Here is a 15,955-nt window from a genome sequence, read left to right as displayed (position 1 = left end):
TGCGCCGGACCGGCCGGCGCCTCCTGCCACCCGTGACCGCACGCCGGACCGCGACGGGCCCGACCGTCCGAACCGTCCCGGACGCGACACGCCGGACCGCGAGACGCCGGATCGTTCCGGCCAGCCCGGCCGCGGTGGGCGCGATGCCGATCGACCCGATGCGCCGCCCAATCAGCGCCCCGGCGTGCCCGGCCGTCCCGTTTCGCCCAACGCCGACCAGCCGGCCCGTCCGGGTCAGCCGCCCACGGCGCCGGGCACGCAACCCGGCACTCCGCCGAACCAGCAGCCCGGCGTGCCCGGCAAACCCGTGGCGCCCAACCAGCAGCCGGGCGTTCCGGGCCGTCCCGTGCAGCCGCCCGGCACCCCGCCGAATGCCGGCCAGCCCGGCACCGTGCCGCCCGGCCAGACCGCCCCGGTTCCGGGTCGGCCGCCCGCCAGTCCGCCGGGCGCGCAGCCGCTGCAGCCCGGACAGCCGGGTTATCAGCCGGACGGGCGTGACCGCCGCGGCGACGACCGTCGGGATGACCGGCGGGACGACGACCGCCGCGATGGCCGCTTCGGCGATGACCGGCGCGATGACCGCCGCGACGATCGCTACGGCCGGGATGACCGTCGCGACGACCGTCGGGACGACCGCTATGGCGACGGACGCCGCGACCGGTTCAACGTGCCCGGCACGCCGGCCTATATCCCGGGCGGCTTCCGCGACGACGACGACCGGATCCGCGACTACGACACGATCCGGCGCGACCGCCGCGAATACGCCGTGGACGGCCGCACCTATTATCGGGAGCCCGGCCGCATCATCGTGCGCGACCGTGACGGCTACTTCATCCGCCACGACGAAAACGAACGCTTCCGCACGGTCTATGGCGGACGCGGCTACCGCAGCGAGCGCCGCGGTGGGGAAGTCTATAGCTATGTCGACAGCCCGGCGGGCGGCCAGATCGTCACCGTGGTGGACGATGACGGACGTCTCCTGCGCCGCTCCCGCCGCTACAGCGACGGGCGCGAGGTGTTCCTCATCAACAACAGCTACGGGGGCGCGCCGCGGCCGGTCTACGAGGACGTGGTCGACCTGCCGCCGCCGGACATCCGCATCCCGCGAGACCGCTACATCGTGGATTACGAGCGGGCCGACGAGCGCACGGTCTATCAGGCGCTCTCCGCCCCGCCGGTGCAGCCGGTGGAGCGGCGCTACACCCTCGATCAGGTGCGCTATTCCCCGCAGCTGCGCGCCCGGATGCCGAGCGTCGACATCAACACGATCACCTTCGAGTCCGGCTCGTTCACGGTCACGCCCGACCAGGCTCAGCGCCTCTCGTCCATCGCGGCGGCGATCAACCAGACGGTCAAAGCCAATCCGCAGGAGGTCTTCCTGATCGAGGGTTATACCGACGCCGTCGGCGCGGAGGTCGACAACCTGTCGCTCTCCGACCGTCGGGCCCAATCGGTCGCCGCGGTGCTGACGCAGACCTTCCAGGTCCCGCCGGAGAACCTGACGACGCAGGGCTACGGCGAGCAATACCTGAAGGTGAACACCCAGGAGGCCAACCGCGAGAACCGTCGCGTCACGGTCCGCCGCATCACCCCTCTGCTTCAGCAACAGGCAGAGGGACAGGCGCCGGCGCAGGCGGCACCCCCGCAGTAATGTCACCTGCCGGCGGTTGACCCTCTCCCGCCCCGCGGGAGAGGGTGCCCAAGAGAAGGGCAGGCGCGGAACGGCGCATGGCGCTCCGGCGCCCTCGACCTCCTCGCGTGCTTGCTCCACAAGCACCCTCCCCCACGACAGGGGGAGGGTTTTTCGTGTCGAAGGTCGGACGGCATGGGCGTCGAGGGCACGGACCGGAGGATCGAGGCCGGGACACCGGCCTTTCGGCGGGCCACGCTGGCCCTGTTCGCCGCTGGCTTCTCGACCTTCGCGGTGCTCTACGGCGTGCAGCCCCTGCTTCCGGTCTTCGCGGACAAGTTCTCGGTGTCGCCGGCCGAGAGCAGCCTCGCCCTGTCGTTGCCCTGCGCGACCCTGGCCGTGGCGCTCCTCGTCGTCAGCCCGCTCTCCGAGGTGTTCGGCCGCAAGCCCGTCATGGCGATCTCGCTGTTCGCCTCAGCGCTGCTGACCCTCGGAGCGGTGCTGATGCCGAGCTGGCACGGCTTCCTCGTGCTGCGGGCGCTCACCGGTCTTGCCGCCAGCGGCCTGCCCGCGGTGGCGATGGCGTATCTGAGCGAGGAGATGCACGGGCGCGCCATCGGGCTGTCGATGGGGCTTCTCATCGGCGGCAACGCCTTGGGGGGGATGGTCGGGCGCCTGCTGGCGGGCGTAATCGCCGATCACGCGTCCTGGCGGTGGGGGCTCGGCACGATCGGCGTGCTGGCGCTCGCTGCCGCCCTGGCCTTCCAGTTCGCCCTGCCGGCCTCGCGCCATTTCCATGCCCACCGCATGCGCTGGCGCGAGGTTCCGGGCACCTTCACCCACCATTTCCGGGATGCCGGGCTCCCCTGGCTGTTCCTGACGCCGTTCCTGCTGATGGGCGGCTTCGTCTGCGTCTACAATTACATCGGCTTCCGGCTGCTCGAACCGCCCTACTCCCTGAGTCAGACGGCGATCGGCATCATCTTCGTGGTCTACGTCGCCGGAACGGCGAGTTCCGCCATCACGGGGCATGTGGCGGGCCTGCTCGGGCGGCGGCGGGTGCTGTGGCTCGCCATCCTCTCAGGGATCGGCGGCATGGCGCTGACCCTGGCCGAGAACCTCGTGCTCATCATCCTCGGCGTCGTCGTCGTCACGATGAGCTTCTTCGGCGCCCATTCGGTGGCCTCGAGCTGGGTCGGCCGCCGGGCCCCCTCCGACCGAGCCCAGGCCTCGGCGATCTATCTCTGTCTGTACTATCTCGGCTCGTCGCTTCTCGGCACCGCGGGCGGGTGGTTCTTCCTGCATCTTGGCTGGAGCGGCGTGGTGTGGTTCTTCGCTGGCCTCTATGGCGCCGCGCTCCTCATCGCCCTGAGGCTCACCCGTCTTCCCCCGCTGCCGCCCGCCTGATGCGGCACCGCCTCGCGACGCGACGCCGACCGATCGCCCTCATCCCGCGAGGACGCATCCAACACAAAGGCCGCCCCGGTCACGACCAGGACGGCCTGTTTTGCAGAGATACGAAGAAAACTCAGTTCACGATGACGGTCGCGCCGACCTTCACCCGGGAATAGAGATCCGTCACATCCTCGTTCGTCATGCGGATGCAGCCAGATGAGACCGCCTGGCCGATCGTGTCCGGCTCGTTGGAGCCGTGGATGCGGTACTCGGACCGGCCGATATACATGGCGCGGGCACCGAGCGGGTTCTCGACCCCGCCGGCCATGTAGCGCGGCAGGTCGGGACGGCGGGCCAGCATCGCGGCGGGCGGGGTCCAGCCCGGCCATTCGCGCTTGGCGGTGATCTTGTTCACGCCGCTCCAGGTGAAGCCCGGCCGTCCGACGCCGACGCCGTAGCGCATGGCCTGACCGTCGCCGAGGACGAGGTAGAGGCGGCGCTCGGCCGTCGAGACCACGATGGTCCCCGGGGCGTAGCGAGTCGGATAGGTGACGACCTCGCGCGGGATCCGGGCCACCTGGGCCTGGGCCTCGGCGGAACCGTAACCGCTCTGGGCCGTGTTGCCGCGCTGCGTCCCGTAGGGGTCGTAGACCGGCCAGCCGCCGCGAGAGGTCTCCTCGGCGTAGTAATCATCGCCATCCGACCCGAACGGATCGTAGGGCGCGGCCTGAGCCGCGCCCGCGGCAAGAACACACATGCCGACGGCGCCGGCGACGACTGATGCCAGGGTGTTCATGGGAGCCTACCTGTGCAGTAACCTTTGCCTTAAAAAGCGTGACTGTGCTTTTCCGGTTCCACGGGGATGACGAATTTTGCACAGGTTCGCCGTGCGCTCCGGCACAGGTAGCTTGACCGTGGCGGCGGCGCGGGCCCCTCGGGTCAGTCGATGGCGTCGGTATGCACGTCGAACTGCACGAGTTGCTGGGTCCCGAAGCCGGTGGTGAGCGCGCAATCGGTGGCGTCGCGCCCCCGCGCCATCGGGATGCGGCCGATCCGCGGCTGGTTGTGACGGGCATCGAACGTGTGCCAGCGTCCGCTGAGATAGACCTCGAACCAGGCTGAGAAGTCCATCGGATCGCGCACCGGCGCGATGCCGATATCCCCGAGATAGCCCGTGCAGTAGCGGGCCGGGACGTTCATGCAGCGGCACAGGGCGATGGCGAGGTGGGCGAAGTCGCGGCAGACCCCGACCTGCTGCTCGTGGCCGTCATGGGCGGTGCGGGTGGCATCGGCCCGCTGGTAGTCGAAGCGGATGCGGGCGTGGACGTAATCGACGATGGCCTGCACCCGCGCCCAGCCGGGCGGCGTCTGGCCGAACAGGGTCCAGGCCAGGGAGGCGAGCCGGTCGGTATCGCAGTAGCGGCTGCCCAGCAGGTAGACGAGCGTCTCCTCGGGCAGGTCTTGCACGTCGGCCTGCGTGGCGAAGACCTCCGCCGGGTCGGGCAGGCCGGAATCCGCGATGATGAAATCGGTTGAGATGGTCAACCGTCCGGTGGGGGCGACGATCCGGGTGCAGATGTTGTCGAACCCGTCGGTGTAGCGATGCACCGGCACGGGCGGATCGAAGGTGATGGTCTCCGGCGTGACGAGATCGGGCACGCGCGACGGATGCACGTTCAGCATCAGGATCATCGGCGTCGGTTGAACCGACTCGAAGGTGATGTCGAAGCCGGTTCGGATCTTCATGGGTCGTTTCACTCTCTCCGGCCCGCGGACGCGGACCCGTCGGGGCGGCCTGCAAGAGGCGCGCCCGGCGTGGACCGGCAGGGCGTTGCTGCGCGGTCAAGTTGTTGCGATCGAGGCCTGATCGTCACCGAAAACCCACCCCATGCTTCTGGAAGCGGACGCGCGTGACAGGAGGCGGAGGCGCCAAGGACCGTCCCAGGCCCATCGCGGATCGCCCGGCGGACTCCGTGCTCCGTCGCGCGATCGCCCCGGCGGCGGGGGGCAGTCAGGCGATGGGCGGTGCGGGATCTCGGGTCGCGCGTTCGGCCTCGACCAGGACGTCGAAGGCGCGCCAGGGTTTGGGGATGAACACCGCGCCCTCGGGCAAAGCCTCGCCGGGCTCCGGCTCGACGCCGGAGGTGACGATCAGCCGGGTGCAGGGCCAGAGGGTCGCGATGGCGCGGGCGAGCTGAACGCCGTCCATGGCGCCCGCCAGGCGGATGTCGGCAAAGACGAGGGCGACGTCGCCACCGTGGTCCTGCAGGAAGCTCAGCGCCTTCTCGGCGCTGGCGCAGCCGACGACGCGCAGGTCCGTCTCTTCCAGGACGCTCTCGGCGAGGTCGCGGGTTTCCTGCTCGTCCTCCACGACGAGGGCGATGCGGCCACCCGACTCCGGTGCCGTGGGCGGCGCGTCGCGGTCGGCCCGATCGACGCGCTTGACCAAGGCGGCGAGATGGTCGGGAATCCCCTCCGCCACGAGGTTGTCGTAGCACGACGCCAGAGCCTGCCCGATCTGGTCGAGCTGGACGCCCGGCAGCAGCGGATCGACGGCGTGGCCGCCATACGACCGATCGCGAAACGGACCCTTCAAGGCCGGAAACCCTCCTGTGAGCGGGGCCGCCGCAGAGCGACCGCACACTCCATCAAAGCGGGCGGACGGCGCTGAGTTGCGTCGAAGGGCGATTTTCCGAAGTCGCGCGGCGGGCTGCCACGGCCGGGCGCGCGATTACTGGACAGTGTCCGCCTCGGCGACGGCGACGAGGCCGGCGATGCTGCGGACATCGCGGTAGCGGTCGCCGCGGGTGCTCATCATCGCCTCGAACTTCTGGTGGACCTGGGCCACCGAGAGGCTGGCGGGCTTGCGGTGGCGACCGCGTCCGGTGGTGCCCGCGAAGAAGATCGAGCGGTTGGCCCGGGCCGGACCCGGCAGCAGCACGGCCGCCGCCGCGCTCGGCTTGTCGGTCACCTGCGCGAGGAAGTTCTCGGCATCGTCCACGCCGAGGAAGTGGGCGAGATAGACCTCGCCCAGGGTCAGCTCGCGGCCGATCTTGAGGGCGATGCGGCCCGCGTCCCGCTTGAGCATCTCGCCCGCCATCAGGGCGGAGAGGTAGGGATCGCGGCGCAGATCGAGGATGCGGGCGCGCTCGGCCTGGTCCTGGACGCTCGGCCGGTCATTGCCGTCCGGCACCACCAGGGCGGCGTCCTGGGCGTAGCCGTATTTCGGGCCGAAATCGCGCATGACCCCGAGCCAGGTCCGCTCGATGAACTGGTACAGGCCGGTCGCCGAGGAGGTCTTGGCCTGGACCGCGGTGATGAAGCTCGATTCCTTGTCGGCCACCGCCATCAGCAGGACCGGATCGGTCTCGACCGCCTGGGCGGCCTTGATGATCGTCTGGACGAGGTGGCGCCGGATCTTCATCGGCCCGAATTCGAGCACGTCGTTCGGGTCGCCGGTCGAGGTCTGCGAGAGCAGGAAGTCGTAGGAGACGCGATCGACCGTACCGGCACCGAGATCGCTATCGAGGCCATCGATGGCGCGGAAGCTCGAGGAGGCCGCCACCACGGTGGGGATCGGCGCCTCGGGGGCCATCGCGTGGAGGCGGGGCTTGGGCATCGCCAGCTCGGCCTTGGTCGAGGCCTCGGCCCGGCCGAGATCGGTGCCGGCATTGAGCAGGATCGCGCTCAGGCCCCCGGCCAGCAGCGTCATGGAGAGGACCGACCGGAGCAGGGCCGGGCGGCTGCCGTGGTCGCGGCCCGTGCGGGCGGCGACGGTGATGACGTCGGCGGAGGAGATGCGGCGCCCGCTCTTGTGGGCGTCACGGGTGGTGCGCGTCGATCCGATCGTGCGGCCCTGCATCGTTCTGGTCGCTCATCCTGTCGATGCCGTCAGCGGCGTATGCGCAACAGTTACGCTGCGGGATGTGGCGCAATCACGGCCGAGGTTGTGGCATCCCCAGGGCAAGGCGGGGCAATTTGCGGGCAAGCTGAGCCGTTTGGCGGGTTGTCCCCGGGATTGTCCACCGAGGACAGCCGGCCCGGGCGGGCGCGGGATCGCAACGCGGTGGCAGGGAGTCCTGAGAACGGGGCCCCGAGAACGCTCGGGACCCCGCGGGGCGGGCCTATTCGGCCAGTTCGCGCATGACCTTGATCAGGTCCGTCTTCCCCTCGAAGCCGATGCCGGGAAGCTCCGGCATCACGATATGCCCGTCCTCGACCCGGACGCCGTCGGGGAAGCCGCCATAGGGCTGGAACAGGTCCGGGTAGCTCTCATTGCCGCCGAGCCCGAGGCCGGCCGCGATGTTGAGCGACATCTGGTGGCCGCCATGCGGGATGCAGCGCTTCGGCGACCAGCCGAACTGGTCCAGCACGTCGAGGGTGCGCAGGTATTCGACGAGGCCGTAGGACAGGGCGCAGTCGAATTGCAGCCAGTCCCGGTCCGGGCGCATGCCGCCGTAGCGCAGAAGGTTGCGGGCGTCCTGATGCGAGAACAGGTTCTCGCCGGTCGCCATCGGGCCCGGATAGAACTCCGACAGGGCTGCCTGGAGGGCGTAGTCGAGCGGATCGCCGACCTCCTCGTACCAGAACAGCGGATACTCGCGCAGCATCTTGGCGTAGGCGATGCCGCGCTCGAGGTCGAACCGGCCGTTGGCATCGACGGCGAGCCGGGCCTGCGGGCCGATCTCGGCCAGGACCGCCTCGATCCGGCGGCGGTCCTCGTCGATCGACGCGCCGCCGATCTTCATCTTCACCACCGTGTAGCCACGGTCGAGATAGCGGCGCATCTCGGCGCGCAGCTGGCTGTCGTCCTTGCCCGGGTAATAATACCCGCCCGCCGCGTAGACGAAGACCCGCGGATTGGCCTCGACCCCTTTCTGCTCGGCGAGCAGGCGGAACAGCGGCTTGCCGGCGATCTTCGCGGTCGCGTCCCAGATCGCCATGTCGAGGGTGCCGACCGCCACCGAGCGCTCGCCGTGGCCGCCGGGCTTCTCGTTCGTCATCATCGCGTCCCACAGCCGGTGCGGGCAGAGATTGTCGCCGTCTTGCGTGAGGACGCTGCTCGGATCCGCCTCCAGGAGGCGGTTCGCGAAGCGTTCGCGGATCAGGCCGCCCTGGCCGTAGCGGCCGTTGGAGTTGAAGCCGTAGCCGACGACCCGGCGCCCGTCGCGCTCCACGTCGGTGACGACGGCCACCAGGCTCGCGGTCATCTTGGAGAAATCGATATAAGCGTTGCGGATGGGCGAGGCGATCGGCTTGGTGACCTCGCGGACGTCGACGATGCGCATGGCGGCTCTCCTCGGGCTTCAGGGCGCGGGACGGCGGGTGGTCGTCCGGACACGCACCCTGCCTACGCCTGGACGAAGCCGGCGGGCCAATGCCATGTTCGGAATGTCCCATGCACGAACGGCATCGCCATGGATCTCGATTGGCTGGAGGATTTCCTGGCGCTCGCCGAGCGGAGGACGTTTTCGCGCGCAGCCGAGGTGCGCAACGTCACCCAACCCGCCTTCAGCCGGCGTATCCGCGCCTTGGAGGATTGGATGGGCAGCCCCCTTTTCACTCGGAGCGCGCAGGGGGCCAACCTCACTCCGGCGGGCGCCCAATTCGAGCCGGCGGCCCGCGAGCTCATGCGCGATCTGCATCGGGCGCGGCGCGAGACGCGGGCGGCCGGCGCCCGCGAGACGGCGACGCTCGCGATCGCCGCGACCCACGCCCTGTCCTTCACCTTTTTTCCCGGCTGGATCCGGGAGGCGATGCGGAAAACCGCCCTCGGCACGCTCAACCTCGTCTCGGACAGCCTGGAGGCCTGTGAGCGGATCCTGCAATCCGGCGAGGTGCATGTCCTGCTCTGCCACCTCCACCGCGATGCGCCGCTGCGCCTGGACGCCGACCGCTATGAGAGCCTGCGCGTGGGGCACGACGTGCTGGCGCCGTTCTGCGCCCCGGATGCCGCCGGACGGGCGCTCTGGCTCCTGCCCGGATCGGTGGCCCACCCGATTCCCGTCCTGGCCTACAGCCCGGCCTCAGGCCTCGGGCGCATCCTCGCGGCCTGCCGCACCGGGGAGGCGGCGCAGACGGAGACCCGCTTCACCTCGCATCTGGCCGCCACGCTGACCACGATGGCGCGAGAGGGCCACGGCGTCGCTTGGCTCCCGCACAGCATGGTGTCGGACGACGAAACCCACGGCCGCCTCGTTCGCGCGGGCCCGGCGCAGTTCGACATCCCCGTCGAGATCAGGCTGTTTCGCTCCCTGGACCACCGTAGCCCCGCGGCGGATGCTCTATGGTCCCATCTCTGCGCGGTTTCGCGCGTCGAGGACGACAATCCCGTCAAGCCCGCGTGAGGCGGCTCCCGGGCTCCTCGCCAAGGCGCGGAGCCGTGCCTAACTCTGCGGCACGCCCGGGCAAGCCCATCGACGATGCCTCGGCGTCGAAGGCTCCCGCGACGGTTGGGGCGGTGACCGGCCGCCGGAGCATGGCATCAGGCCGTCGCAGGCGGGGAGGATCTGTGCACAAGCCGGTGCTTCCGGATGTCAGGAGCCTGTGGCTCACCCTCTGCCTCGCGCTCGTCCTCATCCTCGGCGCGGTGGCCGCGTTTCATCTGACCCGCCCGACGACCCTGACCCTTGCGGTGGCGCCCCAGGGCGGCACCGAGCCGGCGCTGCTGCGGGCCTATGCCGACCAGCTCGCCCACCGGAAGCGCGCGGTCCGCCTCACCCTCCTGCCCTTTGCCGGGGTGCGCGAGAGCGCGGAGGCCCTGAAGACCGGCAAGGCCGACCTCGCCGTGGTCCGGCCGGATGTGGCGATGCCGGGCAACGGCCTCACCCTCGCCGTGCTGCGCGAACTCGCGGTCCTCGTGGCGACCCCGGAAACCTCGGGCATCAAGGGCATCTCCGATCTGACCGGCCGGCGCCTCGGCATGCTGGCGAGCCGGACCGCCGACCGCACCCTCGTTGCGAACATCGTCGGGCATTTCGGGCTCACCCTCGCGACCGACACTCCCGCAGACGGCCCGGTGGCGGAGAAGACCGTGGCCCTGGTGCCGGTCGGGGAGGCCGAGATCGCGAGCGCCCTCGAGAAGGGGCGCATCGACGCGATGGTGCTCGTCACGACGCCCGCCTCCCCGGCGGCGCGGCGGGTCGTGGGTCTCGTGCGGGAGGCGAGCCGGGACGGCGCGGTCGCGCTCCTCGGGGCCGGCGACACCGCGGCCCTCCTCGCCCGCTGGCCGCGCCTGCAGACCGTGACGGTGCCGGCGGCCCTGTTCGGGGGCGACCCTCGCCTTCCCGCGGAGGATGTCACGAGCGTCGGCTCGTCCTATCGCCTGATGGCCCGGGCCGACCTGTCGCGCAGCGTCGCCGCCGAGGTGACGCAGCACCTGTTCGAGATGCGCGCGGCCCTGGCCGAGACCGTGCCGGCCGCCGAGCAGGTCACCCCGCCGGATTACGAGGACACGGCGGACGCCACCAGCGCGCGGCTGCCGATCCATCCCGGCGCAATCGACTATTACGAGCGCGAGCAGGAGACCTTCATCGAGCGCTACGAGAGCTGGATCTACCTCGTGGCGATCCTGGGCGGCGGCGTCGGCTCGACGGTGGCGTGGTTGCGCCAGCGCCTCGGGCGCATCCGCCGGGAGCGGATCGGGGTCGCCACGTCCCGCCTGCTCGAACTCCGCTCCACCGCGCGTCGCGAAACCGACCGCGGGCGGTTGGAGGCCATGGCGGCGGAGGTGGACGACTTGGCCGCCAGCATCGCCCGCCACGCCCTGAATCGTCCGACCGAGCCGCGGATGCTCGGGGCGGCCGGCCTCGCCATCGAGGCGACCCGCTCGACGCTGCGGCGCGCCCTGGGCGACGGGGTCGGACCCGCCGGGTGAGCGCGGCGGATGACGCCGCCTCCGCGCACGCCAAGAGGGCACGAGCGTGCGTTGCGCCGCTACAGCCGCCGCAGGGCCACGCTCTCGATGCGGTGGCTCGCGCCCTTGGCGAGGATCAGGCTGGCCCGCTGCCGGGTGGGCAGGATGTTGTCGCGCAGATTGGGCAGGTTGATCGAGGTCCAGAGCCGGTCTGCGATCTCCAGGGCCTCGGCCTCGGTCACCTCGGCGTATTTGCGGAAGTAGGAGAGCGGATCCCGGAAGGCGGTCTGGCGTAGGCGCAGGAAGCGATTGACGTACCAGCGGTGCAGGTCGTCCTCGTGCCCGTCGAGGTAGATCGAGAAGTCGAAGAAGTCGGAGACGAAGGGGATCGCGGTGCCGTCCCGCGGCAGGCGGGCGGGCTGAAGGACATTGAGCCCCTCGACGATGAGGATGTCGGGTGATTCGATCACCTGCTCCTCGCCCGGCACCACGTCGTAGACGAGGTGGGAATAGACCGGCGCCGCGACCCGACGGTGGCCGGCCTTGATGTCGGCGAGGAAGCGCAGCAGCGCGGCGCTGTCGTAGCTCTCGGGGAAGCCCTTGCGCTCCATCGCATCCATGCGCTGGAGCTCGGCATTGGGATGGAGGAAGCCGTCGGTCGTGATCAGATCGACCTTCGGGGTGTTGGGCCAGCGGGCGAGCAGCGCCTTCAGCACCCGGGCCGTGGTCGATTTTCCGACCGCGACCGAGCCCGCGAGCCCGATGATGTAGGGCACCTTGGCCTCGCGCTCGGCGAGGAGGAAGCGCTGGGTCGCCTTGAACAGCCCCTGGGTCGCCGCGACGTAGAGCGAGAGCAGGCGCGAGAGCGGCAGGTAGATCGCCACGACCTCCTCGATGGAGATCGGATCATTGAGCGATTGGAGCCGGCCGATATCCTCGGCGGTCAGGGTCAGCGGGGTGTCGGCGCGCAGCTGCGCCCATTCCTCGCGGGCGAAGATCCGATAGGGCGAGAGGCGGCCCGGGCCCTGGCCGGTCACCGGGTTCTGCCGCTCCTCGGGCTCGATCCCGGCGGAGGGGATCGGCGCGCCGATCACGTGTGCCTCCGCGCCGCCTTCTCGGCCAGACCGCTCTGCGCGGTTCGTCGCTCCAGCTCCGCCATGACATCGGCCAAGGGCACGCCCCCGGCCTTCAGGGTCACGATCAGGTGATAGAGCACGTCGGCGGCCTCGGAGACGAGGGCTTTCCGGTCGCCCTGCACCGCGGCGATGGCCGCTTCGACCGCCTCCTCGCCGAGCTTCTTGGCCGCCTTCGCCGGCCCCTCCGCGAGGAGCTTGGCCGTGTACGAGCTGTCGGGGGGCTGGCCGGCCCGGCTGTCCACCAGGGCGGCGAGATCGTCGAGGGTGAAGGTGGTCATCGAATCCGGCGCTTGGTATCCGGCACTGGGAACCGTGCGGTGCGGCATCGCACGATCGGATGCCGGCTCACTCGACCCTGCGCAGGGGCTGCCGCCCGGTCAAGGGGCGCCAGTAGCCGGTGCGGACCCGATGTCAGGATTCGCGGTTACGGATCGAGCCGCATCGCAAGTCCGGCGGCGGCCATATGGGCCTTGGCTTCGCCGACCGTGTGCTGGCCGAAATGGAAGATCGAGGCGGCGAGGACCGCGCTCGCCCCGCCATCGCGCACCCCGGCGACAAGATCGTCGAGACCGCCGACGCCGCCGGAGGCGATGACCGGCACCCGCACGGCATCCGCGATCGCCCGGGTCAAGGCGAGGTCGTAGCCCGAGCGGGTGCCGTCCTTGTCCATGGAGGTGACGAGGAGCTCGCCCGCCCCGCGCTCCGAGATCCGGCGGGCGAAGGCGACGGCGTCGAGGCCGGTGGGGTTGCGCCCGCCATGGGTGAAGATCTCCCACCGCGCCGTCTCGCCGGGCGCCGAGACCCGCTTGGCGTCGATCGCCACGACGATGCACTGGTCACCGAACTTCTCCGCGGCTTCCGCCACGAGGTCCGGGTTGTTCACGGCCGCCGTGTTGATACCGACCTTGTCGGCGCCCGCCAGAAGCAGGGTGCGCACATCGGCCACCGAGCGGACGCCGCCGCCGACGGTGAGCGGCATGAAGCAGGCCTCCGCCGTGCGGCTCACCACGTCGAGCAGGGTGCCGCGGGCCTCGTGGCTCGCGGTGATGTCGAGGAAGCAGAGTTCGTCGGCGCCGGCCGCGTCGTAGGCCTTGGCCGATTCGACCGGGTCGCCGGCGTCGCGCAGCTCTAGGAACTGCACGCCCTTCACGACGCGCCCGTCCTTCACGTCGAGGCAGGGGATGATGCGGGTCTTGAGCACGGGCGGCCTGCCTGGGGTGAGCGGCGGAAGCGGGCGGCGCCGGTCAGGACGCGGCGGCGGCGCGGGCGATGGCGGCGAGCGCCTCGGCCGGGTCGATCCGGCCGTCGTAGAGCGCGCGTCCGGTGATGGCGCCGGCGAGCACGGCGCAGTCGGGCTCCAGGAGCCGGTCGATATCGGCCATGGAGGCGAGCCCGCCCGAGGCGATCACCGGGATGCTCACCGCCTGCGCGAGCGCCAGGGTCATCTCGATGTTGAGGCCCTTGAGGATGCCGTCGCGGGCGATGTCGGTGTAGATGATGGCGGCCACCCCCGCATCCTCGAAGCGGCGGCCGAGATCCTCGGCGGTCATGCTGGAGGTCTGGGCCCAGCCCTCGACCGCGACGCGCCCGTCCTTGGCGTCGATGCCGACGGCGATCCGGCCGGGATGGCGCCGGGCGGCCTCGCGCACGAAGGCCGGGTCGCGCACGGCGGCCGTGCCGATGATCACGCGGCTCACCCCCTTCTCGATCCAGCCTTCGAGGGTGCGCATCTCGCGCACGCCGCCGCCGAGTTGCACCGGCATCCGGACCCGCGCCAGGATCGACTCGACCGCCTCGGCGTTGCGCGGGGCGCCCGCGAAGGCACCGTCGAGATCCACCACGTGCAGCCAGGGGAAGCCCTGGCGCTCGAAGGTGGCGGCCTGATCGGCGGGATCGTCGTTGAAGACCTTGGCCTGCGCCATGTCCCCCTGCACGAGGCGGACGCAGCGCCCTTCCTTGAGGTCGATGGCCGGAAACAGAATCACGGATGGGCTCGCGGCTCGAGGGATGTCAGGGGCGCCAGCGCAGGAAATTGGCGATCAGCGCAAGGCCGAGCCGCTGGCTCTTCTCCGGGTGGAACTGCGTGCCGGCGACGTTGTCCCGGGCGACGAGCGCCGTGATCGGACCGCCATATTCGGCATGGGCCACCATGTCGGCGGGCTCGGCCGGCTTCAGGGCGAAGCTGTGGACGAAATAGGCATGCAGGCCGTCGGGGCCGGTCGCGATCCGATCGAGGAGCGGATGCGGCTGGTCGATGATCAGGGTGTTCCAGCCCATATGCGGCACCTTCAGCGCCGGGTTGGCGGGCGCGATCGGCGCGACGTCGCCGGGAATCCAGCCCAGTCCCGGCGTCTCCTCGTATTCGAGGCCGCGACTCGCCATCAGCTGCATCCCGACGCAGATTCCGAGGAAGGGGCGGCCGTCCCGCCGCACGGCGCCGGTCAGCGCCTCGACCATGCCGGGCACGGCGTCGAGGCCGCGTCGGCAATCGGCGTAGGCGCCGACGCCCGGCAGCACGATCCGGTCGGCCGCTGCCACCTCTTCGGGACGGTCGGTGAGACGGATGCGGGCGTCGTCCTGCCCGGCCTCGCGGGCCGCGCGCTCGAAGGCCTTCACCGCCGAGTGGAGATTGCCCGATCCGTAATCGATGATCGCGACGGTCTGCCCCCTCACCGCCCGCCCTCGCTTGCCGGGAAGAAGCCGAGCGCCGTGTCCGCGTCGTGCCGGGGCGCCGGACGGGCAGGCGCCGGGGCCGAATTGGCGACCGCGGGACGGCGGGCCGCCTCCGGATCGAGCCAGCGGGTGGCGGCCTTCATCTCGGCCTCCTCGTGCGTCGCGGCGATCACCGCGTCACGGGCCGGAGAGCCGCGGCGGCCATAGGTCCAGCGGCGCAGCGACGAAGCCTCCAGCCCGACGAGCAGGCTCGCGAGCAGGGAGACGAGGACGCCCGCGGCCGGGGGCAGGCCGAGGCTCCGGCCGATCAAAGCCAGGATCACGAGCCCGGCGAGGACCAGAAGGGCGGCGAGCCAGAGCCGGTGGCGGACGAACCACAGCACCGTGAAGGCGAAGGCGCTCCACGAGAAGCCATCCCGCACGAGCTGAGCCCGTTCGAGGGCGAGCGGATCACCGCGGACGGCTCCCTCGGGCACGTGGAGCGTGTAGGTCCGTAAAGTCACCGCGGCGTTCCTCACAGCGAGCCCTTGGTGGAGGGAACGCGCCCGTCCTCGCGGGGGTCGATGGCGACGGCCTTGCGCAAGGCGCGGGCCAACCCCTTGAACAGGCTCTCGGCGACGTGGTGGGCGTTCTCCCCGTAGAGTGTCTCGACGTGGAGCGTGATGCCCGCATTCATCGCGAAGGCCTGGAAGAACTCGCGCACCAGCTCCGTGTCGAACTGGCCGATCTTCTCGACGCGGAAGGTGGTGCGGAAAACGAGAAACGGGCGGCCGGAAATGTCGATCGCCACCCGGCTCAGGGTCTCGTCCATCGGCAGGTGGATGTCGGCGTAGCGCGCGATCCCGCGCTTGTCCCCGAGCGCCCGGGCGAAGGCTTGCCCCAGGGCGATGCCGGCATCCTCGGTAGTGTGGTGCTGGTCGACATGCAGGTCGCCCGTGACCCGGATCTCGGCATCGAACAAAGCGTGGCGCGCGAACAGCTCCAGCATATGGTCGAGGAAACCGACCCCGGTGGCGATCACGGCCTTGCCGGTGCCGTCGAGATCGAGCGACACGGACACGTCGGTCTCCGCCGTGCGGCGGCTGATGCTGGCGTTACGCATCGGATTGGCGACTGGAACCCTGACACATGGGCGGATCGTCGGTTCGGTCCGCGCCCGCCTTGTAGTGTGGTTCCGCCATCCGGGGAAAGGGGATCGGACTGGGAGCCGCCCCCGAATCCGGCGCCCGTCATCGCTCTTTCACGCGAAGGCGCGAGCGTTGCGGG

The 15,955-nt window shown here is 70.7% G+C and carries 16 protein-coding genes; 4 read left to right on the top strand and 12 right to left on the bottom strand.

Going from position 1 to position 15,955, the window contains the following annotated elements:
- Positions 1-1,651 (top strand): OmpA family protein (locus LW587_RS18900; protein WP_232631141.1); only part of this gene is annotated, 1,651 nt, incomplete at its 5' end.
- A 174-nt stretch (positions 1,652-1,825) separates the two neighbouring features.
- Positions 1,826-3,037, top strand: coding sequence for an MFS transporter (locus LW587_RS18895; RefSeq protein WP_232631140.1), 1,212 nt, complete (start codon positions 1,826-1,828; stop codon positions 3,035-3,037).
- Positions 3,038-3,158: 121 nt separating this feature from the next.
- Here the strand turns inward: LW587_RS18895 and LW587_RS18890 are convergent, their stop codons facing one another.
- The 5 genes from LW587_RS18890 to LW587_RS18870 form a co-directional block, all read right to left on the bottom strand.
- Complete coding sequence (locus LW587_RS18890; protein WP_232631139.1) at positions 3,159-3,821, bottom strand: L,D-transpeptidase; 663 nt, start codon at positions 3,819-3,821, stop codon at positions 3,159-3,161.
- A gap of 143 nt (positions 3,822-3,964) precedes the next feature.
- A complete protein-coding gene (locus LW587_RS18885) occupies positions 3,965-4,771 on the bottom strand; it encodes a transglutaminase-like domain-containing protein (protein ID WP_232631138.1) in 807 nt (268 codons plus the stop codon).
- A gap of 265 nt (positions 4,772-5,036) precedes the next feature.
- Positions 5,037-5,567, bottom strand: coding sequence for a response regulator (locus LW587_RS18880; protein WP_232631142.1), 531 nt, complete (start codon positions 5,565-5,567; stop codon positions 5,037-5,039).
- Between the two features lie 189 nt (positions 5,568-5,756).
- Complete coding sequence (locus LW587_RS18875; protein ID WP_232631137.1) at positions 5,757-6,887, bottom strand: transglycosylase SLT domain-containing protein; 1,131 nt, start codon at positions 6,885-6,887, stop codon at positions 5,757-5,759.
- Between the two features lie 262 nt (positions 6,888-7,149).
- Complete coding sequence (locus tag LW587_RS18870; protein ID WP_232631136.1) at positions 7,150-8,313, bottom strand: mandelate racemase/muconate lactonizing enzyme family protein; 1,164 nt, start codon at positions 8,311-8,313, stop codon at positions 7,150-7,152.
- 129 nt (positions 8,314-8,442) lie between these two features.
- Between LW587_RS18870 and LW587_RS18865 the strand changes: the two genes are divergently transcribed.
- Positions 8,443-9,372, top strand: coding sequence for a LysR family transcriptional regulator (locus tag LW587_RS18865; RefSeq protein WP_232631135.1), 930 nt, complete (start codon positions 8,443-8,445; stop codon positions 9,370-9,372).
- Positions 9,373-9,536: 164 nt separating this feature from the next.
- Positions 9,537-10,901: a TAXI family TRAP transporter solute-binding subunit gene (locus tag LW587_RS18860; protein WP_232631134.1), complete on the top strand. Its 1,365-nt coding sequence runs from the start codon at positions 9,537-9,539 to the stop codon at positions 10,899-10,901.
- 59 nt (positions 10,902-10,960) lie between these two features.
- Here the strand turns inward: LW587_RS18860 and coaA are convergent, their stop codons facing one another.
- The 7 genes from coaA to hisB all read right to left on the bottom strand — a co-directional run bounded on the left by coaA (position 10,961) and on the right by hisB (position 15,791).
- The gene (gene coaA, locus LW587_RS18855; protein WP_232631133.1) at positions 10,961-11,974 is read right to left on the bottom strand and encodes a type I pantothenate kinase; all 1,014 of its coding nucleotides are present in this window, start codon (positions 11,972-11,974) and stop codon (positions 10,961-10,963) included.
- Positions 11,971-12,294: a phosphoribosyl-ATP diphosphatase gene (locus LW587_RS18850; protein ID WP_232631132.1), complete on the bottom strand. Its 324-nt coding sequence runs from the start codon at positions 12,292-12,294 to the stop codon at positions 11,971-11,973. Before LW587_RS18850 ends, coaA begins: the two co-directional genes overlap by 4 nt.
- 146 nt (positions 12,295-12,440) lie before the next feature.
- A complete protein-coding gene (gene hisF / locus LW587_RS18845; protein ID WP_232631131.1) occupies positions 12,441-13,217 on the bottom strand; it encodes an imidazole glycerol phosphate synthase subunit HisF in 777 nt (258 codons plus the stop codon).
- A gap of 43 nt (positions 13,218-13,260) precedes the next feature.
- Positions 13,261-14,001, bottom strand: a complete 741-nt coding sequence (gene hisA, locus LW587_RS18840; RefSeq protein WP_232631130.1) for a 1-(5-phosphoribosyl)-5-[(5-phosphoribosylamino)methylideneamino]imidazole-4-carboxamide isomerase — start codon at positions 13,999-14,001, stop codon at positions 13,261-13,263.
- A gap of 25 nt (positions 14,002-14,026) precedes the next feature.
- Positions 14,027-14,689, bottom strand: coding sequence for an imidazole glycerol phosphate synthase subunit HisH (gene hisH, locus LW587_RS18835; protein WP_232631129.1), 663 nt, complete (start codon positions 14,687-14,689; stop codon positions 14,027-14,029).
- Positions 14,686-15,192 carry a DUF2628 domain-containing protein gene (locus LW587_RS18830; protein ID WP_232631128.1) on the bottom strand — a complete coding sequence of 169 codons (507 nt, stop codon included), beginning with the start codon at positions 15,190-15,192 and terminating at the stop codon, positions 14,686-14,688. Before LW587_RS18830 ends, hisH begins: the two co-directional genes overlap by 4 nt.
- An 11-nt stretch (positions 15,193-15,203) precedes the next feature.
- Positions 15,204-15,791 (bottom strand): imidazoleglycerol-phosphate dehydratase HisB, encoded by a 588-nt coding sequence (gene hisB, locus LW587_RS18825; RefSeq protein WP_232631127.1) that lies wholly within the window; start codon positions 15,789-15,791, stop codon positions 15,204-15,206.
- Positions 15,792-15,955 lie beyond the last annotated feature (164 nt).

Source organism: Methylobacterium sp. Leaf118, assembly GCF_920984675.1.
Lineage (GTDB): Bacteria > Pseudomonadota > Alphaproteobacteria > Rhizobiales > Beijerinckiaceae > Methylobacterium.
The sequence above is the reverse complement of the archived record's forward strand: the minus strand, read 5'-3'. Positions and strand labels throughout refer to the sequence as shown.